16 protein-coding genes are annotated in these 21,769 nt (G+C 73.1%); 7 read left to right on the forward strand and 9 right to left on the reverse strand.

All coding sequences use genetic code 11. From position 1 onward, the window contains the following. Window positions 1-11: 11 nt before the first annotated feature. Together ACIG3E_RS34040 and ACIG3E_RS34045 are read right to left on the reverse strand one after the other, a co-directional pair. Window positions 12-797, reverse strand: coding sequence for a DUF4239 domain-containing protein (locus tag ACIG3E_RS34040; protein WP_399623606.1), 786 nt, complete (start codon window positions 795-797; stop codon window positions 12-14). Between the two features lie 138 nt (window positions 798-935). Further along, window positions 936-1,958 (reverse strand): cation diffusion facilitator family transporter, encoded by a 1,023-nt coding sequence (locus tag ACIG3E_RS34045; RefSeq protein ID WP_399623608.1) that lies wholly within the window; start codon window positions 1,956-1,958, stop codon window positions 936-938. A 539-nt stretch (window positions 1,959-2,497) separates the two neighbouring features. Here ACIG3E_RS34045 and ACIG3E_RS34050 point away from each other — a divergent pair. The 4 genes from ACIG3E_RS34050 to ACIG3E_RS34065 all read left to right on the forward strand — a co-directional run bounded on the left by ACIG3E_RS34050 (window position 2,498) and on the right by ACIG3E_RS34065 (window position 9,611). After that, window positions 2,498-3,658: an acetyl-CoA carboxylase biotin carboxylase subunit family protein gene (locus ACIG3E_RS34050; protein WP_399623610.1), complete on the forward strand. Its 1,161-nt coding sequence runs from the start codon at window positions 2,498-2,500 to the stop codon at window positions 3,656-3,658. Window positions 3,659-3,856: 198 nt separating this feature from the next. Continuing rightward, a complete protein-coding gene (locus tag ACIG3E_RS34055; protein ID WP_399623613.1) occupies window positions 3,857-6,580 on the forward strand; it encodes an alpha/beta fold hydrolase in 2,724 nt (907 codons plus the stop codon). Between the two features lie 49 nt (window positions 6,581-6,629). Further along, entirely contained in the window at window positions 6,630-7,577 is a 948-nt protein-coding gene (locus tag ACIG3E_RS34060; RefSeq protein WP_399623616.1) for an NAD-dependent epimerase/dehydratase family protein, read from the forward strand. A gap of 84 nt (window positions 7,578-7,661) precedes the next feature. Further along, entirely contained in the window at window positions 7,662-9,611 is a 1,950-nt protein-coding gene (locus tag ACIG3E_RS34065) for an aminotransferase class I/II-fold pyridoxal phosphate-dependent enzyme (protein ID WP_399623618.1), read from the forward strand. Window positions 9,612-9,620: 9 nt separating this feature from the next. Here the strand turns inward: ACIG3E_RS34065 and ACIG3E_RS34070 are convergent, their stop codons facing one another. The 3 genes from ACIG3E_RS34070 to ACIG3E_RS34080 all read right to left on the reverse strand — a co-directional run bounded on the left by ACIG3E_RS34070 (window position 9,621) and on the right by ACIG3E_RS34080 (window position 12,142). Beyond that, the gene (locus ACIG3E_RS34070) at window positions 9,621-10,058 is read right to left on the reverse strand and encodes a hypothetical protein (RefSeq protein WP_399623620.1); all 438 of its coding nucleotides are present in this window, start codon (window positions 10,056-10,058) and stop codon (window positions 9,621-9,623) included. Between the two features lie 100 nt (window positions 10,059-10,158). Further along, window positions 10,159-10,719 carry a GNAT family N-acetyltransferase gene (locus ACIG3E_RS34075; protein WP_399623622.1) on the reverse strand — a complete coding sequence of 187 codons (561 nt, stop codon included), beginning with the start codon at window positions 10,717-10,719 and terminating at the stop codon, window positions 10,159-10,161. Between the two features lie 31 nt (window positions 10,720-10,750). Beyond that, entirely contained in the window at window positions 10,751-12,142 is a 1,392-nt protein-coding gene (locus ACIG3E_RS34080) for a tetratricopeptide repeat protein (protein ID WP_399623624.1), read from the reverse strand. Window positions 12,143-12,376: 234 nt separating this feature from the next. Here ACIG3E_RS34080 and ACIG3E_RS34085 point away from each other — a divergent pair, with 234 nt between their 5' ends. Together ACIG3E_RS34085 and ACIG3E_RS34090 are read left to right on the forward strand one after the other, a co-directional pair. Beyond that, window positions 12,377-13,708, forward strand: coding sequence for a M64 family metallopeptidase (locus tag ACIG3E_RS34085; RefSeq protein ID WP_399623627.1), 1,332 nt, complete (start codon window positions 12,377-12,379; stop codon window positions 13,706-13,708). A gap of 100 nt (window positions 13,709-13,808) precedes the next feature. After that, on the forward strand, window positions 13,809-15,017 hold the full coding sequence (locus tag ACIG3E_RS34090) for a M20 family metallopeptidase (RefSeq protein ID WP_399623629.1): 1,209 nt from the start codon (window positions 13,809-13,811) through the stop codon (window positions 15,015-15,017). Between the two features lie 27 nt (window positions 15,018-15,044). Here the strand turns inward: ACIG3E_RS34090 and secD are convergent, their stop codons facing one another. Beyond that, window positions 15,045-17,405, reverse strand: coding sequence for a protein translocase subunit SecD (gene secD / locus ACIG3E_RS34095; protein ID WP_399623631.1), 2,361 nt, complete (start codon window positions 17,403-17,405; stop codon window positions 15,045-15,047). Window positions 17,406-17,478: 73 nt separating this feature from the next. After that, window positions 17,479-17,883 carry a hypothetical protein gene (locus tag ACIG3E_RS34100; RefSeq protein ID WP_399623633.1) on the reverse strand — a complete coding sequence of 135 codons (405 nt, stop codon included), beginning with the start codon at window positions 17,881-17,883 and terminating at the stop codon, window positions 17,479-17,481. 543 nt (window positions 17,884-18,426) lie between these two features. Here ACIG3E_RS34100 and ACIG3E_RS34105 point away from each other — a divergent pair. Further along, window positions 18,427-18,972 carry a helix-turn-helix domain-containing protein gene (locus ACIG3E_RS34105; protein ID WP_399623635.1) on the forward strand — a complete coding sequence of 182 codons (546 nt, stop codon included), beginning with the start codon at window positions 18,427-18,429 and terminating at the stop codon, window positions 18,970-18,972. A 68-nt stretch (window positions 18,973-19,040) separates the two neighbouring features. Here ACIG3E_RS34105 and ACIG3E_RS34110 read toward each other — a convergent pair whose 3' ends face one another. Further along, window positions 19,041-20,897, reverse strand: a complete 1,857-nt coding sequence (locus ACIG3E_RS34110; protein WP_399623740.1) for a protein-arginine deiminase domain-containing protein — start codon at window positions 20,895-20,897, stop codon at window positions 19,041-19,043. Window positions 20,898-21,212: 315 nt separating this feature from the next. Continuing rightward, the gene (locus ACIG3E_RS34115; protein ID WP_399623638.1) at window positions 21,213-21,641 is read right to left on the reverse strand and encodes a pyridoxamine 5'-phosphate oxidase family protein; all 429 of its coding nucleotides are present in this window, start codon (window positions 21,639-21,641) and stop codon (window positions 21,213-21,215) included. Window positions 21,642-21,769: the final 128 nt, after the last annotated feature.

The following is a 21,769-nucleotide window of genomic DNA, read 5'->3' on the forward strand; positions in this document are numbered from 1 at the left end:
GGCGCCCCGCCTCACCAGAAGCGCGCCAGCGCACCCTCCGCGTAGGGCTCCGGGCTCACGCTGATCCCACCCGCGAACGGGCGGTCGAGGACCAGGACGAGCAGCAGGCTGAAGCCGATGAGGGCGGTGATGGCGCCGACGAACAGTAACCGGACCTTGCGGCTCCGGTTGCCGTACAGAAAGGTCAGCGGGATGATCACCAGCGCGCCGCCGTACACCAACACCTGGAGCAGCAGGGGCAGTTCCTGGTGGGACTGGGTGAGCCGGGCCCGGCGCTGGGCCACCACGTCGTTGAGGTGCGTGATGGACTCGCGGTAGAAGGCCCGCCGCGGCCCGTCGTCCGGCTCGTACGCCTGGAGGACGGCGTAGATCCCGTCGATCTGGCGCTGGGTGACGGAGTGCTCGGCCTTCCCAGCGCGCATGAGCGGCCACTGCCGCTCCACCACCGCGTGGACGTACACGCTGACGGCGGCCTCCATCTGGCTGCGTTCGGCGGGCGGGAAGGCCCGTACGTTCCGCACGACCTGCTCCAGGTCCGACGCCTCGGTGGAGACGACCGCCTCGGCCTCCTCCAGCTGCGTCCAGAGCGTCACCACGACGAACGCGAGGATGATGCCGTAGATCGCGCCGAAGACGCTGAGCACCACGCCGACCATGTCGTTGTGCGCGCCCTCGGCGAGGGAGGGCCAGCGGCGGTGCGCCAGTTCGCTGCCGACGAGCGACAGGGCCAGGATTCCGCCGACGACCATCGCCACGAGCGACAGCATGGAGAAGTTGTTCAGGAGCCAGACTCCCACGGGCGCTCCCACGCGGCAGGCAACGGTGGACGTCCCGTTGTTCTGCGCCGGGCCCGCCGCCGGTATGCGCCGCCCGCCCCGCACCACCCGTACGGGGACGGCGCGCGCGGGGCGGGCCCGCGCCGGGGTGGCGCCGGGTCAGTGGACGCGGGGGGCGCCCCGGTGCGTCGGGCCGTGGCCGCTCAGGCAGTGCGGGGCGGCGGAGGCGGGCGGCGTCGCGGCGGCGTTCGGGTCCTCGTGGTCGATCTGGAGCGTGGTGTGCGTGAGCCCGTACGTGTCGGCGAGGCGCTTGTCCAGCTCGCGCCGCACGGCGTGGCAGTCGCCGCCGGGGTGCACCAGGACGTGGGCCGACAGGGCGGGTTCGCCGGACGTGATGGTCCAGATGTGCAGGTCGTGGACCTCGGCCACGGAGGGCATCCCGGCGAGTTCGTCCCCGATCGCGTCCGGGTCGAGGCCCGCGGGCGCCGCCTCCAGGAGGATGCGGCCGGAGTCGCGGAGCAGCCCGCAGCCCGCCTTGACCATGAGGGCCACGACGAAGAGCGTGGCGATGGTGTCGGCGCGGGCGAAGCCCGTGGTCATGACGATGACGCCCGCGACGGCGGTGCCGATGAAGGCGTACAGGTCGTTGAGGATGTGCTGGTAGGCGCCCTCGACGTTCAGCGAGGAGCGGTTGGCCTTGGACAGGCACCAGGTGGCGGCGAGGTTGACGGCCACGCCGGAGAGCGCGGTGGCGAGCACCATCCAGCCGGTGACCTCCGGCGGGTGCAGCAGCCGCTGCACGGCCTCGAAGCCGAGCCAGGCGGCGGCGAGCAGCAGCGTGAGCCCGTTGGCCTGGGCGGAGAGTATCTCCGCCCGCTTCAGGCCGAAGGTGTACGTGCCCTTGGCGGGCCGCGCGGCGAGCCGCATCGCGACGAGCGCGAGCACGATGGAGAAGGCGTCCGTGAGCATGTGGACGGCGTCGGATATCAGCGCGAGGGAACCGGCCAGGAAAGCGATGACCGTCTCGACGGCAATGAAAACGCCAATCAACACGAGTGCGAGCGAAAGCCATCGCCGGTCGGCGTCGGCGGAGACGCCGTGACTGTGTCCGGCATGGCCTCCGCCGTCATGGCCGTGTCCGTGCTGATGCGTATGAGCGTGCCCCACGGAGTTTCCCCCCACGTGTGCCGACGGTGGCTGCCGCAGGGGAGTCAAGCGCAATTCCGCCACCACCGCAAAGGCTGCATCGGTGACCGTTTTCAATTCCGCTTCGCGCCCTGCTTCTTGGCGCCCGGTGTCTGGAATTGCGGGCCGGGGTCGGCTCAATTCAGCGCGTTTGGCCGCGAGAACGGGCGCGTGCGGCCCAGCCCTCCACCGCCTCGCCACCCGCCCTTCCCCGGCGCGCCGTCTGGACTTCGCATCGACTGTCCGATCCAGCTGTCCGATCCAGCTGGAGAGGAAGTGGGGCAAGTGGACTCAAAATGCCTGAAGAGGAGAAAGCGGCGCTATGTACCCCACTTCCCCCCATCGCACTCCTCAACTTGTGACTCACGCCACGCCGAATGGTTAAAGGATCTTGTTCCGCGTATCCACACGGCGGGATCCCGTGTGCCACGATGCCAGCGTGATGCTCGACCACTCAGGAAATCGACCACTGAATCAGTGGCGAATCCACTGATGACTTCTTGAACGTTCGGCTGGCCGTCATACGGGGGACGAGAATGCCGACCATCATCACCATCGGGTATCGGGACGACCTCGATCGGGCGCTGCGGCGCCGGGGCCTCGATCCCTTCTACATCGTGCAGCAGCCGACGCGTTCGCTCCGCGGCGTCGACTTCACCCGCGTCACGGACATCGAGAACGCCCAGGAAATCCTGCGGGCGGTGCTCTCCGCACGCGTCCGCGATGCCGCGGGAGTGCTCACCGTCCATGAAATGGGCGTGTTCGGAGCCACCTTTCTGCGGCAGCAGTTGAGCCTACCGGGAAACACGGACTCCAGGACGGTCCCCTACTTCCGGGACAAGTACCTGCAGAAGAGCAGACTTCCCGCGGGCATCGCGCGGGCGCGCTGTCGATACGCCACCCCGGACACCACGTTCGCGGAACTCGTCGACGATCTGGGCGACACCTTCGTCGTCAAACCCGCGACGGGAGCCGGGTCCCTGCGCACCAGCGTGGTCCGCTCTCCCGAAGAATACGCACGCGCTCTGGAACCGTTACCCGGCGACTCGGACGTCGCCGTCGTCGCGGAGTCGTTCATCGCGGCGCCGGAAGTCTACATCGACGGCATCTGGGAGAACGGCGGCCTTCGGTGGTCGTCGATGACGCGCTATCACGACTCGCCGCTGCGCGCCGCGCGAGGCGGCGTCCTGGCCGCGCACCTCCTGGACAAAAGGCGGCACGAAACCCTGTTCTCCCAGGCGGAGACGCTCGCCCGGCAGGTGCTCACCCACCTGGACGCGCCGTCCTGCGTGTTCCATCTGGAGGCGTTCGTCCAGGAGTCGGGGCTGACGTTCGGCGAGTGCGCCATCCGCCTCCCGGGGGCGCTCTCCCCGCAGATCAACCAATTGACCTACGGCGTCGACCTCTTCGACGCCGAGATCAGCCTCGCGCTCGGGGAGGGAGTCACCCAGACCCTCGACGACCGTACGCCGGACCGCTTTCACGGCTATCTGCTGCTGCGCCGCCCGAAGCGGGGAAGACTCACCCGCGAGGACTTCGAGCGGAGCTTCCTCTTCGACGAGATCGAGTACTCTTCCGCGCCCGATACGCCGCTCGGACCGTACGGCAAAGTGGGCCACGCCATCGTGTCCGACCACGACGAGCTGAAACTGCGGCAGACGATCGAGGAAATCGTCCACTTCAACGAGGGCGCCTGACACCGTTCCGCTTGGAAGCCTCGGCTTCGCGGGCGCTTCCGCGCACAGCCCAGCGCACCCCGACCACGTCATCCGTGCGGAGCACACGTCATCCGTGCGGTGCCGTCGCGGCTACGCCCTTCCCCTTTTCCTTCTCATTCCTTCTCACCGCATGCGCTCACGGCTCTTCCGCGCTGTTTTGGCTGGAGGTTCGTTCCGATGCTGGATCAACGTTCTTCTGTGACTGCTTCGTATGTGACTGTTGCTCATGTGCTCGAGCGTGCGGCTCATGACACGACTCGTGGTGTCACCTTCGTCGGCGGCTCCTTCCTCTCCTACGCCGAACTGTGGGAGTCCGGCCGCCGGATCGCGCGGGGGCTGCGCGGTCTCGGCGTCGCTGCGGGCGACCGGGCGCTGCTCGCCGCCCAGGACCCGGAGAGCTTCGTCCGTGCCTTCTGGGGGTGCGTGCTCAGCGGTGTCGTACCGTGTCCGGTCGCGCCGCCCGCCGACCCCGCACGCCGCCACGCCCACCTCGCGCAGCTGCGCGCGCTCCTGGGCGATCCGCTGTTCCTCGTGCCCAAGGCCGCCCACGGGGACCTGCCCGAGACCGGGCTGCGGACCGTCGCCGTGGAGGAGCTGAGCCAGGCCTCCCCCGAGGACGGCCGGGCGCACTCCCCCGCCGCCGACCCCGCCCCCGACGACCTCGCCCTGCTGATGCTCACCTCCGGGTCCACCGGCGCGAGCAAGGCGGTCGAGCTCACCCACGCCAACCTCCTCGCGGCGGTGGCGGGCAAGGCCGAGGCGCTCGGCCTCGGGCCCGACGACACGATGATGAACTGGATCTCGGCCGACCACATCGCCGCGGTCGAGGCGCACCTGCTGCCCATGTCCCTGGGCGCGGAGCAGGTCATCGCGACGCCGGAGACGGTCCTCGCCGACCCGGTGGAGTTCCTCAGGCTGCTCACGGCACACCGGGTGCGCGTGGCCTTCACCCCCAACTTCCTGTTCGGGCAGATCAATCAGGCCCTCGCGCAGGGACCCGCCGAGCGGCGGGACATCGACCTGTCGCAGGTACGGCACATCATTTCCGGCGGCGAGGCGACGGTGACCGCCACCGTGCGGACCTTCCTGGACACCCTCGCCCGCCACGGGCTGCGCGAGGACGCCGTCGTGCCCGCCTTCGGCATGACGGAGACCTGCGCGGGCAGCGTGTTCAACCGTGACTTCGCCGCCCGCGACCAGGATCCGGAGTTCCCTCCGCTCGGGCGTCCGGTACGGGGGCTGCGCATACGGATCGTGGACGGCGAAGTGCAGCTGCGCGGCACCATGGTCACCTCGGGCTACTTCGGCGACGAGCAGGCCACCGCGCGGGCGTTCACCGCCGACGGCTGGTTCCGCACCGGCGACCTGGGGCACCTCGACGCCGAGGGACGGCTGACGCTGGTCGGCCGCGCCAAGGACTCCATCATCGTCAACGGCGTCACCTACTACAGCCACGACCTGGAAGCGGTCCTGGACGAACTCGGCGAGGTGCGGCGCGGCGAGGTCGCCGCCTTCCCGGTGCGGCCCGAGGGGGCGGACTCCGAGCAGCTCGCCGTCGCGTTCGTACCAGTCGGCGCCCCCGACGACGAGGCGGCCGACGCGGCCCTGTACCGGGCGATCGTGGCGATCCGCAGCTCCACGGTGCTGCACTGGGGGTTCCGCCCCCAGCTGATCCTCCCCGTCACCGCGGCCGACATCCCGCGCGGCAACCTCGGCAAGGTCCAGCGCGCGCGGCTGCGCGCCGCCGTCGAGGCCGGGCGGCTGGACGGCGCGGCCCGCCGGGCCGAGGAGGTCAGCGCCCGGTTCCTCGGCGCCCACGCGGCCCCGGAGTCAGAGGCCGAGTCGACGCTCGCCGCCCTGTACGCCCGCGTCCTGCACACCAGCGAGGTGTCCGCGACCGCGAGCTTCTTCGACCTGGGCGGCACCTCCCTCGACGTGCTGCGGCTCAAGCTGGAGATCCAGACCGCGTTCGGCATCGACGACGTACCGATGGCGACGCTCCTCCAGGCCCCGACGGTACGGGCCCTCGCCGCGCGCCTGGCCGCCGGGCGGGGCGGCGGCGACGCGGCCTACGACCCGCTGGTGCCGCTCCAGGTGACCGGGGACGGCACCCCGCTGTTCTGTGTGCACCCCGGCCTCGGCGAGGTCCTGGTCTTCGTCAACCTCGCCAAGTACTTCACCGGCGAGCGGCCCTTCTACGCGCTGCGGGCGCGCGGGTTCGGGCAGGGCGAGACCCACTTCGCGTCGTTCGCCGAGATGGTCTCCACCTACGTGGCGGCGATCCGGCGGGCCCAGCCGCGCGGCCCGTACGCCGTCGCGGGCTACTCCTACGGCGGCGCGGTCGCCTTCGAGATCGCCAAGCGCCTCGAGGCCGAGGGCGAGGAGGTCGGCTTCGTGGGCGTCTTCAATCTGCCGCCGCACATCTCCGGCCGCATGAACGAGATCACCTTCACCGACGGCGCGATCAACCTGGCGCTCTTCCTGGAACTGATCGGCGCCGCCGACGTGGAGCGGCTCACCGCGACCCTCCGCCCCCTGCCCGAGGCCGACCAGCTCGCCTACCTCGTCGCGCACGCGCCGCGGCGCCGTCTGACCGAACTCGACCTCACCGTCGAGCGGTTCACGGCGTGGGTGCACCTCGCCCAGAGCATGGTGCGCCTCGGCCGCACGTACGAACCGTCGGGGTCGGTCGGCCAGGTGCGGGTCTTCTACTGCACGCCACTGCGCGGCACCAAGCAGGAGTGGCTCGACGACCAGCTGCGCCACTGGGACGACTTCACCCGCGGCCCCAACGAGTACATCGAGGTCGCCGGGGAGCACTACACCCTGATGAGCCCGCAGCACGTGCGGACCTTCCAGGCGACCTTGCGGCAGGAACTGACCCGCGCGCTCGGCCGATGAGCCCGGCCCCGACCCCCGCCACCGCCGACACGAGCAGGAGCCACTGACCATGCGAGGCAAGAAGATCCTCATCACCGGGGGGACCGGGCAGGTCGCCCGGCCCGTCGCCGAGGCGCTCGCCCCCGACAACGAGGTGTGGTGCCTGGGCCGCTTCGGCGACCGGACCGCCCGCGAGGAGCTGGAGGGACGCGGCGCCCGCACCTTCACCTGGGACATGGACTCCGGCGACCTGGACGGGCTGCCGCACGACTTCACCCACGTCCTGCACTCGGCGGTGCACCGGGGCGAGAGCGGGGACTTCGACGGCACCGTACGCGTCAACTCCGTGGGCACCGCGCGCCTGATGACGCACTGCTCCACGGCGGAGGCGTTCCTGTACGTGTCGTCAGGGGTGGTCTACGACCGGACCGACCCCGCCCACCGCTACCGCGAGAGCGACCCCCTCGGCACGGGGGCGCCGTGGCTGCCGACGTACCCCGTCGCCAAGCTCGCCACCGAGGGCCTGGTGCGGGGCCTGGCCGAGGCGCTCGCGCTGCCCGCGGTCATCGCCCGGCTCAACATCGCCTACGGCCCGTACGGGCACGGCGGCGTGCCCATGATCATGTTCCGGGAGATGCTGCGGGGCCTGCCGTGCGCGGTGCCGCGCGAGGGCCAGAACTACTGCAACCCGCTGCACACCGACGACATCGTGCGCCAGGTCCCGCTCCTGTGGCAGACGGCGCGGACGCGCGCGCGGGTCGTCAACTGGGGCGGCGACGAGGAGGTCGGCATGACCGACCTCCTGGAGTACATGTCCGCGCTGACCGGCGTGCCGCTCACGCTGGACCGCGGGGACCGCAGCCGGGGCACGGCGGTCTTCGACCACACCCTGCGCCGCAGTCTCATCGGCGACTGCGCGGTCGGCTGGAAGGCGGGCATCGCCCGCACCCTGGCCGAGCTGTTCGGGGAGTACCGCGACCGCGTCGACGCGTACGTCGGCACGGGCGCGGCCCGGTGAGGGAAGTCGGGGCGTCCCGGCCGCCGGGACGCCCGGTCGAGCGGGAGAAGGACGTGCCCCCGGTGACGAAGAGGAGTGCCTAGCGTGCGCAGGACCGCAGACATCGACGCGCTTCAGGACGTGCTGTGCGCCGCCCTCGGCTCCCGCGAGCCCGTGTGCTCGCTGGGGCACCTCGCCCAGGACACCGCCGCGTTCGCCACCCTGGACCCGGCGGTCGTGGAGCGTCCCACCCTGGTCAGCGGCGGGGTGCCGTACGCCCCGACCGGCCCGGTGCCCGCGCTCCCCGCGCTGGATGAGCTGCTCGGGCGGGCCAAGGCGCTGGGCGTGCCCCAGGTCCTGGTGGCCCAGGTGCGCCGCGGCGACGACACGAGCGGGCTGCGGCGGGCCGGTTTCGTCCCCGTCGCCGTGGACCCCGAGTGCGTCTTCCGCGTCGCCGGGGACGTGGACGAGGCGCTGCGGACCCGCGTCGGCGCCGACCGGCTCGGCGAGCTGCGCCGCCGCCGCGCCGAGGCGGCCCGCGAGGTCCGCTGGGAGCGGGTGCCGCTGCGGGGGCTCGGCGGACGTGCCGGGGTGCGCGAGGCCTTCGTGGCGCTGCACGAGGACACCGGCCTGTACACGGCCGACGCCCTCGACGCGCTGGCCCGCGGCCCGTTGGCGGAGCGCACCGAGATGCTCGTGGCCCGCCGCGGGAGCACCGTCGTCCAAGCCGGTCTCCTGACGCGGTCCCACAACGGCCGGGGCGTCTACTGCCTGGCCCTGGCCACGCACGACGACGCTCCCGGTGCGGCCCGCGACCTCCAGGAGGCGGGCCTGTACGGGGTGTACCTCGACGCCCAGCGGTCCGGTCTGGCCTGGGTGCACCTCGGCCGGGGCGACGCCGGGCGCATGCGCGGCCTCGGGGCCGATCTGTTCGTGCCCGTCGACCACTGGCTGCGGGCCCCGGGCCTCGCCCCCGCCGAGGCGGACGCGGACGCGGGCGAAGCGACCCTTTCGGCCTTCGCGGCGCCGCAGGTGGCCGCGGTGCCGGTGCCGGGCCCGGCCCGGTTCCGGCGGCAGCCGCGGTTCGACGTGGTCGACCTGTCGAGCAACACCAATCCGTTCCTGGGGGCCGCGAGCCACTACCCCGAGCTCGACACGGCGGAGCTGGCCCGGACGTATCTGTCGACGGTGGCGCGGCTGCCCGGCCACCCTGGGGTCGGCGCGCTCACCGCGGACCACGTGCTGTTCTCCAGCGGGGCGGTCGACGGCGCCCTGCTGCTCCTCTCCGCGCTCGCCTCGCCCGGCGAGCGCGTCTGCGTCACGTCGCCGACGTTCCCGCTCTACGACCACTTCGCGCGCGTGCTGCGGCTGCCGGTCGTCGACGTGCCGCTGCGCGGCGAGGACCTGGACGAGCTGGACGTCGAGCGGATCCTGGCGGCCGAGCCGCGGGTGACCCTCCTGTGCGATCCGAACAACCCGGTCGGGACCAGGCTCGACCCGGCGCGGGTGCACGCCCTGGTGGCGGGCGGCCGAGGGCTCGTGGTGATCGACGAGGCGTACGTCGAGTTCAGCGAGAAGCCCTCGTACGCCGGACTCGTCGCGCGCTACGACAACCTCGTCGTGCTCAGGACGCTGTCGAAGGCGTGGGGTCTCGCCAGCGCGCGCTGCGGTGTCGTCCTGGCCCGGCCGGGCGTCGTCGAGGCGCTGCGGCGGGTGCAGGTGCCCTTCGGGTTCACCGACGCGTCGCAGCGGGCGGTGCGGGACCGGCTGACCGACGCGGCGCGCGTGCTCTACAGCGTCCGGCGCGTCCGCGCCGAGCGGGAGTGGATGGCGGCCGCCCTGGCCGACCACCCCGCGGTGGAGCGGGTCTTCCCCTCGGAGACCAACTTCCTGCTGGTGCGGCTGCACAAGCACGAGCGGGTCATGGACCGGCTGCGCGACGCGGGAATTCTCGTCGCGGACACCGGGCGCGCGATTCCCGACACCTGCCGCGTCTCCATCGGCGAACGGCGCGCCAACCATTCCCTCCTCGCCGCGCTCACCGCCGCTCTGTGAAGAGGTCTTCTATGACTCGGTGAGTTCCAGGGGTTCGTTGGGCCCGTCCTTTTCCTCTATCACCAGGAAGGACAGGACTTCGTCGCCGATATTCCTCATGTCGTGGAGGTGGGACGCGCCTTCGGCGATACGGAAACGCTGGGTGTGACCCCGTTCGTACGCGATCTCGCGGCTGGACCCGTCGCCCAGGTGCTGACGGGCCCGGCCGCTGGTCAGGGCTATCCAGACGTAGTCGAGGACGTGCCGGTGGACGGGGATCCGCTCGCCGGGACCGAGGCGGGTCTCCCAGATCCGTACGGATTCCGTCTCGGCCAGGAGCGAGGAGCCGACGCGGCCGTTGTGGGCATTCCTCTTGAAGTCCTCGTGCAGCGGCGGACTCCAGCGGTCGAACGCCTCGGCCACCACGGTGCTCGCCAAGGGGAGAACGGCGGGATTTCCTTGACCCATGAACCGGATCCTTTCGGTTTCGGGCGTGCGCCGGTATTCCTGGAACGGGCGGCCGACGGTCCGGCCCAGGCTATCCCCGGTGGAATTGCGGCGACAAGAATCAGTCGGGGAACACATACAGGACCTGTGGCTCGCCCCAGGCCACGAAGTGGTCGGCGGGGGTGGCGCCCAGGCTGTCCAGGAGGTGCCGGGAGCGGGTGTTGGCGCGCTGGGTGACGGCAACGACGCCGGGGACGGCGGAGCGCATCGCCTGCCGGGCCCAGCCGACGACCGCGTGGACCGCCTCGCGGGCGTAGCCCTGGCCCCAGTGCTCGGGCAGGAGCTGGTAGGAGACCTCGGTGCGGCCGTCGTGGCCGTCGGGCTCGGCCACGACCAGGCCGAGCACGGCCCCGTCGTGCCGCTCGACGGTGAACGCCCCGGGCACGCCCACGCAGTGCTGCTCGCGGGCGCGGACGACGTCGGCGGTCACGGGCCCGCCGAGGTGCCGCCGGACCTGTGGGTCCGTCCACAGCCGGACGGCGTGCGGCACGTCCGGCTCCGCGACCGGGCGCAGGGTCAGGCGCGCGGTCGCGAGCGTCGTCGGCCAGTCGGGCACCGGGCGCTCCGGGGCCTCGTCCGGTGCTGTGGGTCGTTCCGCTGTCGTGCCCCCATCGGATGTCATGAGCCCATCGAAGCAGAGGCAAGATCGTGGTTCACAGGGGCGGTGTCGCCGGGGCCGGGCCCAGGGTGGTCGTCCCGGGTGCGGCGCGGTGGCCGAGGCCCGTGCGGTAGGCGTCGAGGGCGGCCTCGACGCGCCCGGTGCGCCGCAGCAGGTCGCCGAGCAGCCGGCACAGGTCGGCCAGGTCCCCGGCCGCGCTGGAGCGCTCCAGGAGGGACAGGGCCGCGCAGTAGTGCTCCTCGGCGGAGTCGGTGTCGCCGCGCTCCTCCGCGATCAGGCCGAGCAGGCGGTGCGCGCCACCCGCGTGCACGGCCCCGCGCTCGGCGCCCAGCGGCCCGGTGTCGGCGCCGTCCGCGCCGACGACGAGCAGCGGCCTCAGCAGGGCCTCCGCCTCGTCCGCCCGGCCGCGCCGCCGCAGCACGTCGGCGAGCTCGACCTCGACCTGCTCGGTGAAGAGCGCGGCCCGCTTGGAGGCGAGCATGTCGCGGGCCGTGCGCAACTCGCTCTCGGCGCGGTCGAGATCGCCGTCCTGGGCGTGGACGTAGCCGCGCATCCAGTGGCAGTGGGCGAGTTCGGTGCGGATGTGCAGCTGGCGGTAGAGCTCCTGCGCCTTGGCGAGGGACGCGTCGGCCTCGGCGGTGCGGCCCTCGGCGATGAGCGTACGGGCGACGCCGCGGTGCATGTGGGCGACGAGCGCGGGGTCGCTGACGCTCGGGGCGAGGGCGAGGGCCAGCTCGGCGGCGTGGGCGGCGCGGGCGTGCGCGCCCATGTCCATGTACGGCGCGATGGACGCCGTGTAGAGGAGCAGCAGCGCGTCGGGGTCGTGCAGGCCCGCGGCGTTGAGCTCGTCGAGGGTGGTCTCCAGGAGGTAGCAGGCGTAGCGCAGTTCGCCGGTGAGCAGGTGCGCGGTGGCGCGGCCGCGGATGGCGGGGACGCGGCGCGGCAGCGGCTCGTCGGCGAGGAGGCGCTCCACGGCGGCGAAGCAGTCGCGGGCGTCGGTCAGCTCGCCGGACTCCAGGAGGCAGTCGCCGAGGCCCTGGAGGGCGGTGGCCTGCTCGGGCGGCAGGGCGTGGGCGACGGCCTCCTCGTGCAGGGCACGGAAGAGGGCGGCGGCGTCCTCGGGCGCGCCGGTGGCGAGGGCGCGCCGGGCGTCGGTGAGCCGCAGCCGCAGATCGGTGGCCAGGCGGGCGGGCCGCCCGGTGGCCAGCTCCTCATAGCCGACGCCGAGGCGTCCCGCGAGGTGTCTGAGGGCGGCTTCGGAGGGCCGTACCTTGCCGGACTCCAGGGTGGACACGTACGCGGGCGTGTAGGCCGGTTCGGCCAGCTGCCGCTGGGTGAGCCCCCGTTCGGTGCGCAGCCGCAGCACGCGGCGGCCGATCTCGGCCGGGTCGTCGAGCCGCGCCCCCTCGGGGCTGTTCTCCGCCACCTCTCCCCCTCCGTGGATCCTCCGTAGGTCCGTGACCTGAGCTAAGTCGATGGGCGCGGGGGTTGGATAGGGGCCGGACGGGTTTGCCCGGTGGCGTGAAGTCACCCTCAACCCAACCGCCTCAAGTGGAACTTCACGTACGCATTGCCTCTTCCGTCACGGCCCCCTACGTTGAGCGGCGCGTTAATCCTACTTAACTCGCCGCTTAACGCGCGGCCTTGAGGAGGCCCCCACATGACCAGCGACACATCCGGCATATCAAGCCGAACCAGGAGAAAGCGGCTTCGAGTCGCCCTCGCAGCGGGCGTCACGCTCGCGGCGACCCTCTCCGCCACGGGCGGGGCGGTCGCCCACCCGGAGCCCTCCGCCGCCGAACCCTCCCGGAGCGTCGAGTACTTCGGCAAGGACGGCCACCCGCGCCACACCGAGGTGTCCGCGCCCGCGCCGCTCACGCGCGAGGAGCGGTCCCGGATCGCGGGCGGCGCCGACGGCGACGTCGTGCCGATCGTGCAGAACGGCCCCGTCGGCACCAAGGCCGACGTCGTCTTCATCGGCGACGGCTACACCGCCGCCCAGCAGGAGGACTTCCACGCCGACGTCCGCACCAAGTGGGCGGAGGTCTCCAAGGTCGAGCCGTACGCCTCGTACAAGAACCTCTTCAACGTGTGGGCGGTGGACGCCCACTCACGGCAGTCGGGCGTCTCGGGCGACCCGACGAGCGACGTCCGCAAGGACACCGCGCTCGGCTCGTCCTTCTACTGCGACAACATCGAACGCCTGCTGTGCGTCGACACCAACAAGGTCGAGGCGTACGCCCGCAAGGCCGCCGACCCCGACGTGGTGATCGTGCTCGCGAACTCCACGAAGTACGGCGGCGCGGGCTACAACGACATCACCTCGCCCTCCGGCTACGACGGCATCGCCACCGGCTCCTCCGACAACGCCCAGTCCTCGCAGGTCGTCGTGCACGAGCTCGGCCACTCCCTGGGCAAGCTCGCGGACGAGTACTGGTACGACGAGTACGGCACCTACACGGGCGCCGAGCCCTCGTGGCTGAACAGCAGCAAGCTCACGGCCGCCCAGCTCACCGCGCAGAAGAAGAAGTGGTACCGCTGGATCGGCCAGGCGTCCCCCGACGGCGGCACCGTCGGCGCGTACGAGGGCGGCAACTACTACCCGCGCGGCCTGTACCGGCCCACCGACAACTCGATCATGCGCACGCTGGGGCGGCAGTTCAACCTGCCCGGGCGCGAGGCGATGATCGCGGGCTTCCACCGGCACGCGTCGGTGGCGACCAGCACGACGCCCACCGGCAGCGAGGTGCGCCGCAAGCAGCGCGTCACCGTCGAGGCGGGCGACGGCGTCCGCCTGCGGTGGTACGTCGACGGCCGCCCGGCCAAGAAGGGCGACGACGCGCGGGCCGTCACGCCGCGCTCCCTCGGCGTGCCCGCCGACGGCCGCGCGCACACGATCTCCGTGCGCGCCAAGGACACCACGAAGGCGGTCCGTGACCCCGCCCTGCGCAAGCTCCTGACGACCGAGCTGACCTGGCACGTCACCCGCTGAGCCGTGGGCTCCGCATGACGGCCCCCCGGGCGGGGCAGCCTTCTGGCCCGCCCGGGGCGGCCACCTGCCGCCCCGCCCCGTTCACCGGAGGTGGCACGTCATGACCGCCGACGACCCGCGGCCCCTGCTGACCCAGGCCCGTGAGCTGCTGCCCGGCCTCGTGGCCACGCGGCGCGCCCTGCACCGCGCGCCGGAGCTCGGCCTGCGCCTTCCGCGTACGCAAGCCACGGTCCTGGCCGCCCTGGAGGGCCTGCCCCTGACGGTCACCACGGGGCGGGCCCTCAGCTCCGTCGTGGCCACCCTGGAGGGCGCGCACCCGGGCCGGACGGTGCTGCTGCGCGGCGACATGGACGCGCTGCCGCAACACGAGGACACCGGCCTGGAGTTCGCCTCCGAACTGCCGGACGCCATGCACGCCTGCGGGCACGACCTGCACACGGCGATGCTGATCGGCGCCGCCCGGCTGCTCGCCGGGCGCCAGGAGGAGCTGCGCGGCCGCGTCGTGTTCATGTTCCAGCCGGGCGAGGAGGGCGACGGCGGCGCCCGGCACATGATCGACGAAGGCGTCCTCGGGACCCGTGGAGAGGGCGGTGTGGACGCGGCCTTCGCCCTGCACGTGTCGACCCGGCTCGCATCCGGCACCGTGCACCTGCGGCCCGGACCCGCGCTCGCCGCCCACGACACGCTGCACGTGACCGTCCACGGCCGCGGCGGCCACGCCTCGGCGCCGCACCGGGCCCTGGACCCCGTGCCGGTCGCCTGCGAGATCGTGCAGGCCCTGCAGACGATGGTGACGCGCACGGTCCACGTCTTCGACCCCGCCGTGGTGACCATCGGCAGGATCGAGGCGGGCACCACCACCAACATCATCCCGGAGACCGCCGAACTCCACGGCACCCTCCGTACGCTGACCCCCGCCACGCGACAGCTCCTGCGCGAGAACGTGGCCCGCGTCGCGCACCACGTCGCGGCCGCGCACGGCGCCACGGCCGAGGTGGAGCTGCCGGAGGGCTATCCGCCCGTCGTCAACGACCCGGACCGGACCGCGGCCGCGCGCGCCGCCGCGACCGCGCTGCTCGGGCCCGACCGGGTCCACGAGCTCGCCGAGCCCGTCATGGGCGCCGAGGACTTCTCCTACGTCCTCGAACGGGTCCCCGGCGCCATGGCGTTCCTCGGCGCCTGCCCGCCGGGGACGTCGCCCGAGGAGGCACCCGACATCCACTGCAACCGGGTCGTGTTCGACGAGGACGCCATGGCTGTCGGCAGCGCCGTCCACGCGGCAGTCGCCCTGCGCTTCCTGGGCGACTGACCGCGCGGACGGCCGGTTCGACGGGCCTCAGACCACCGCGCCGTCACCGCTCCCGCGGCGCCTCGCCTCCAGCGGGCTGCGCGGACGGGGGCCTGCCGAAGGGCGTGCCGGGCGCCGGGGCGCCGGGCTCCGCCGCTCCAGGAGGACCGCCGCGGGCACCGCGACGGACACCGTCGAGGCCATGCCGAGGACGACACCGGCGATCAGCGCGAGCGAGAAGTCCGCGAGCGAGTCACCGCCGAGGACGGCGAGGGCGGCCAGGACGAACAGCGCGCCCATGCCGGTGTTCACCGTGCGCGGCAGGGTGCGGATGACGGCCTTGTTGGCGAGGTCCGCGAGATCGGCCCGCGGGTCGCGGCGCCGCGCCTCGCGCACCCGGTCGAACACGACCACCGTGTCGTTGACGGAGTAGCCGATGACCGTGAGCACGGCCGCGAGGAAGACGCTGTCGACGGTCTTGCCCAGCCAGGCGAACAGGCCGACCACCAGGAGCACGTCGTGGACCATCGCGGTGACGGCGGCCGTCGCGAACGTCCACCGGAACCGTACGCTCAGATAGATCAGCTGGGCGGCGACGGCGATGCCGAGCGCCACCAGCGCCTTCTGGCGCAGCTCGGCGCCGAGGCTCGGGCCGATGCGTTCGTCGCGTTCGACGGTCACCTCGCCGCCGGGGCCCGCCAGGGCCTTCTTGATGCGCTCCTGCTCGCCGTCGCTGAGGTCCCCGGTGCGGACCGTGATGTCGTCCTCGCCCGACTCCTGCACCACGGCGCGCGGGAAGCCCGCGTCCGCGACGGCCTCGCGGGCGGTGTCGGCGTCCAGGCGCTGGCTGGTGCTGTACTCCACGAGGCGTCCGCCCGTGAACTCGACGCCCAGGTCGAGCCCGCGCACCACGATCCCGGCGACCGCCACGGCCACCAGGAGCGCGCTGACGCCGAGCCAGCGGCCCCCGTGGCGCACCAGGCGGGGGTTGCGCCGCGCCAGCAGGGTGCGCACGCGGCCCGTGGTGGCCAGGCCGGTGAGCCGGGGCCGGGCGCGGACGGAGCGCCGGCGCACGGCCGCCTCGGCGAGCGCCCTCGTGACGACGAAGGACGCGACCATCGACACGAGGACGCCGATCGACAGGGTCACCCCGAAGCCCTTGACCGGGCCGGTGGCGAAGAAGAACAGCAGTCCCGCGGCGAGCAGCGTCGTGACGTTCGAGTCGACGACGGCGCTCCAGGCCTTGGTGAAGCCGGTGTGCAGCGCCTTGGCCATGCTGCGCGGGGCCTCGGCGGTGCGGGGCCCTCCGTCGGGACGGAGCGCGCGCGGGCCCAGGTACTCCTCCCGCGCGCGTTCGAAGACGAGGACGTTGGCGTCCACCGCCATGCCGATGGCCAGCACGAACCCGGCGAGGCCGGGCAGCGTGAGGGTGGCCCCCACCGCGAGGAGCGCGGCGTACGACATGAGTCCGTACAGGGCGAGCGCGAGGGTGGCGAGGGCGCCGAGGAGCCGGTAGACGACGATGATGAACAGGCCGGTCAGGACGAGGCCGATGACCGCGGCCTGGGTGCTCGCGTCGATGGCGGCGGCGCCGAGCGTCGGGCCGACGGTGCGCTGTTCCACCACGTCGACGGGGACCGGCAGGGCGCCGCCCTTGACGAGGGCGGCCAGGTCGCGCGCCTCGCCCTCGTCGAAGCCGCCGGTGATCTGGGTGCTGCCGCCGGTGATGCCGGTGCCGCAGCGCACGTCGGCGTTGACGCCCGGCGCGGAGATGACCTTGCCGTCGAGGACGATGGCGACGCGCCGCTGCGGGGCGTCCTGCGGCGCACAGGCCGCCTCGCCGGTGACGCGGGCCCAGTCGCCCGCGGCCTTCGAGCGGAAGTCGAGGGTGACGTACCAGCCGTTGAGGGTCTGCTGGTCCAGGACCGCGTCGGCGTCCTTCACTCCGTCGCCGGTCAGCGCGGTCGGGCCGAGCCTCAGCTGGCCGCCGGGCCGGTCGGGGTCGGGCAGGGTGCGGGAGCCGTCGGCGGCGGGCGCGGCCTTGCCGGGCCGGTCGGCCGCGCCGGTCACGGGGTGCACGGTCAGCTGCGCGGTGCGGCCGATGACTTCGGCGGCCTCGCGGGGGTCGCGTACGCCGGGCAGCTCGACGACGATCCGCCGGGCGCCCGCCTGGGCGAGGCTCGGCTCGGCCACGCCGAGGGCGTCGACGCGCTGGCGCAGGACCTCGACGGCCCTGCGGGTGGCGGCCTCGTCGGCCTTGACGGTGGGTGAGTCCTTGGTCTCCAGGACGATCTGGGTGCCGCCCCGCAGATCGAGGCCGAGGCGGGGCGACTGGGTGAGGGCGAGGAACAGCGAGGCGGCGACGGCGACTAGCGCGACGATCGCCCGCCACAGAGGTGCGCGGGGCATGGGTGTACTCCACATCCACGATGAGGGCATGACGAAGGGGGACGGCGCGGCGGCCGGGCGCGCGAAGCGCCCGTCAGGCGGCGTCCTGAACGGCGTCGTTGCTCATCCGTGGCGGTGGGCCGCGCGGCCGGGGCCCGGCGTCGGCGTGCCGCCGGGCCGGGGCCGTGCCTCCCACGGCCGCCGTGGGCCCGCCGACGGGCCGGTGCGGCGCGCGGTCGGCGGCCGTGGTGCCCGGGTACGGCGGGTGCGGGAGGTGCGCGTGGTGCGGGTGCGCGACCGTCGCGTGGACGACGCGCGGCAGGTCCGGGGCGCGGGGGCCCACGCTGTCGCTGTGGGAGCGGTCCGGGGCAGCGGCCATCGCCGTCGGGACCGCGGGGACGGCCCCCGGGGCGCGCGACGGCACGGCGAACGCCAGCACCGCGACGACCACGGAGAGGACCGAGGCGGCAAGCCGGGCGGACCGGGCGCGGTACTGCACGCGGGCCTCCTGGCCGGGTCGGCGATCATCGGGGCCCGCGGCCGGGGCGGCCGCGTTCGGGGTGCCAATCGCTCAACGCGGAGGGGGGCGAGCAGGTTCCCGCCCGGGGGGGGCGGGGGTCGCGGGGCTCGGGCCACGCGGGGTTCACGGGGCTCGGGCCACCCAGGCTCACGAGGCTCGGACCACCCAGGGGCCCGGGGCCCGGGCTTCTGGGGCTCACGAAGCCGAGGCCACTTGGGACTCACAGACTCGGGCCTCCCAGGGCGCACGGGGCCGGGGCCTCCCAGGGCCCACAGGGCTGGGACGCCCCGGGACTCATGGACTCGGGACCTTCCGGAACCCACCAGGCCGGGGCCTCCCGGGACCCACGGACTCGGGCCCCGCGGGGCTCAAGACACGCTCCTCGGCGGAGCCGGGCCCCCGTCGAGGGCCTCGGGCGACACCAGCTACGCGCTACGCCAGCCGCAGACGGCCTCCTCCCGCGCGCAGCCCCGGGCGGCGCCAGCCCCCTCCGCTTCGCCAGCGGCAGAACGTACTTCGCCCATGGCAGAACGTCGCCCCCGCGACCCCCCGCGCTCCTACGCTGAGGCCGTGACCAGCCATGCGACGAACGCCTCGCCCCCTCCGCCGCGGCCGGACCGGGACGCCCGCGTCATTCCCCTGCGCCCGGCCGCGCCCGCTCCCGCCGCCAAGGAGCCCCTGTGGCGTGACGTCGTCGGGGCCGTGCTGCGGCGGGAACGCCTGGCGCAGGAGCGCACGTTGAAGGACGTAGCGGACGCGGCGCGGATCTCGGTGCCGTATCTCTCGGAGGTCGAGCGGGGCCGCAAGGAGGCGTCGTCGGAGGTCCTCGCGGCGGCGGCGCACGCGCTCGGCCTCGGCCTCGGCGACCTGCTGGGTCTCGCGCACCACGAGCTGACGTCCGCCGGGCGGCGGGCCCGCAGCGGCCTGCGCGGCGCGGGAGCGTCCGTGGTGTCGCGCACCGCCATGCCGCAGGCGTCCGTGGCACAAGCCTCCATGTCGCGGCTCAGCAGCGGCGCACCGCTCGGCGGCGGTGGCCCGCACCAGGGCCAACTGAGGCTGGCCGCCTGACGCGAAAGGGCCCGTGGGGGCCCGCGTCCCGCCGTCGGGACGCGGGCCCCCACGGGCCCGGAAAAGGGCTAGGCCTTGGGCCACCACGGAGCGCTGGTGTCCCGCAGCGTGTTGGTGCCGCAGTGCACCTCGCCCATGCCGATGTGGTACGTGTACCAGTCATCGATGTAGGTCGTGGTGAATCCGGCCTTGGCGTACACGGAGTTCACGGCCTCGGTGAAGATGTCCTTGCCGCCGATGACCGGGCCCCACTGCTGGGGCGCGAGGTAGCGGGTCGGGCTGAGCAGGACGCCGTTGACCGCGCCGGGGATGTAGGCGCTGTTCTGCCAGGCCGCGGCGGCCGTGCGGGCCTTGCCGCCCGCGTCGGCGCGGTTGTCGTCGCCGCGCAGCTGGTTGAACTTGCGCAGCGAGTCCGGGCCGAGGCGCCGCAGCTTCCGGCTGTTGCTCAGGCCGCTGCCTCCCTGGCCGTCGCGCACGTACAGGCCCGGCACCCGCACGATCTCGGCGTCGGTGACGCCGGTCTCGCGCTTGAGGGTCGCCAGGTTGGCCTCGATGCGCTCGGCGGCCAGCTTGTTGTCCGCCTTGAACTTGGCGGAGCCGAGGACCTTGTCGATGGTCTCCTTGGGCGCCGGGACGTCGGCGCCGCGCGGCACCGAGAACATCTTCTTCGCGCCGTGGCCCTCGCGCTGGGCCTTGCGGAGGAGCTCCACACCGGCCTTCGGGTCGGCCACGCCGACGCGCCAGCCGCGCTCGGTGTCGGCGGGCAGGAACTGGACGAACTCGTCCACGTGCCCGACCGACAGCCAGGACGTGTCGAGCAGCAGCGGGTCCTGGGCGCCCTGCGACTTCAGGAACGTACGCATGGACTTGGCGGGCTTGGAGCCGTTGTCCTTGCGGTAGCCCTGGATGATGCGCCCGGCGGGGTAGTCCTTGTTCCCCAGCTTGTACGGCGGAATGGTCTCCAGGTTGCCCATGGAGTTGAGCGTCCACTCCTCGTTGGCGCCCGCCTTGGCGACCTGCACCACGCCGACGTCGGGGCCGCGCAGCTTCTCGAACAGCTCGCGGCCCGCCGGGCGGTCGAGCTGCGCGGAGCGGATCAGCACCCGCATCGTGCGCGGCTTGCCGTCCGGGCCCGGCATGCTGGCGTAGCCCGGCTCCACGAAGTCCTGCGCCCAGATGTCGCCGTACTTGGTGAAGGTGGTCAGCGGCTTGCTGATCCCGGCGTCCTTGACCTGCTTCGCCAGGTTCTTGACGAACTTCTGCTGGGCCTTGCTGTAGGGGTCGCGGCCCGACACCTTGGTCACCAGGACTTCCTGGGCCTTCTGCAGGTGGTGCTGGGTGAGCACGGGCGCGGTGCGCAGCACGACGTCGTCGGAGCGGGACGGGCCATCGCCGCCGACGGTGAACCGTACGGTGATGTCGCCGTTCCACTGGGCGGCGTCCCGCACCACGTCGGTCGCCTCGACGCCCAGCTCGACGCCGGAGCGCAGCTCCTTCGCGGTGAGCTTGTCGGTGGGCTTCAGCAGGACCCAGCGGCCGTCGCGGTGGAGGAACAGGCGGGCCTTCTTGGCGCCCGCGCCCACCGCCTTCACGGTGCCGTGGCTGCTCGCGGTCGCGTCGGGCAGGGGCACGGTCCGCAGCCGGGCCAGGTCGAGGGCGTCCTTGGCGCCGTTGACCTTGGTGTCGGACGCGTCGTTGCACTGGGCGAGCTTGGCGTTCGACAGCGGCCGTCCGTTGCCGTCCTTGACGGGACAGCGCTTGGCGTCGTCGTCGATGTTCGGCAGGACGATCGCGCCGCGCTCCCGCGTCCAGGTGTCCTCGCCGTCGCTGTCGCTGTCGCCCTCGACGTCCACGCGCCCGTCGCGGTTGACGTCCGCGCGCAGGTCGGGCTTGTTCGCCGGGGCCGGGGTCGCGGCGTCGGCCATGGCCGTGGCCCCCGTCGCCACGAGGACCCCGGCCGCGCCGGCCGCCAGGGCTATCTTTCTCCAGCTGTGCGTGTGCACAGTTCCCCTCTCCTTGTCAGGGCCCTCTGGTCGGTTGGTCGGTCGGCGAGGGCCACTGCTGGAGAAGAGTCCGCGCGGGGGCGGCGGGTTGCCCGGAACCGGAGGGCATCGGGCGTGACCCGTGCGCTCACTTCCCCCGACAGCCGGACCAACAGGCTGATATCAGGCACCGGGAATCCCCGGGTGGCCGTCGGGCGTCCCCGACAGCGGCCAACCGGGCATCCCGCACAGCGGCCGTCAGATGGACCCGAGGTCCGAGGAGATCCACCGCTGCGGGCGCAGCCGGACGACGATCTGCTCGCCGTGCGCCTTCCAGGCCTCCTCCACATAGCCGTCGACCTTGTCGGCGGGGAGGTAGCGGGCGGAGATCTCGTGCAGCTGCTCGCGGGTCGCGGGCTCCGTCGCCACGACCGGGCCCTCCACCGACACGTACCGGACGGACGGCTCCACGCGCTCGACCATGAGCGTGAACCGCCCCGCCGCAGCGATCAGTTGCGCCTTGCGCGACTCCTTGCCCGTCATGATCCAGATCTCGCCGCCGGGCTCGTACTGGTACCAGATCGGGACGGTGACCGGCGCCCGCCCCTCCTCTCCCGCGTCCACGGACAGTGCCGCGATGTGCGCCTGCGCCAGGAACTCCTCGCGCTCCTCGGGTGTGAGGGCCATCTGCGTCTCCTTCGTACGTACGTCAGGACCGTGCGGTCGGCGCCCCGGACGGCGGGGCGTGCCGCGACATCCCTACCCCGGCGAAAGCCCGTTTGATTCCCTCTCCGGCCGGTGTTCGCGAGGACGGC

The sequence above is a fragment of the Streptomyces sp. NPDC053474 genome, from assembly GCF_044544845.1.
In the GTDB taxonomy this organism is placed as follows: domain Bacteria; phylum Actinomycetota; class Actinomycetes; order Streptomycetales; family Streptomycetaceae; genus Streptomyces.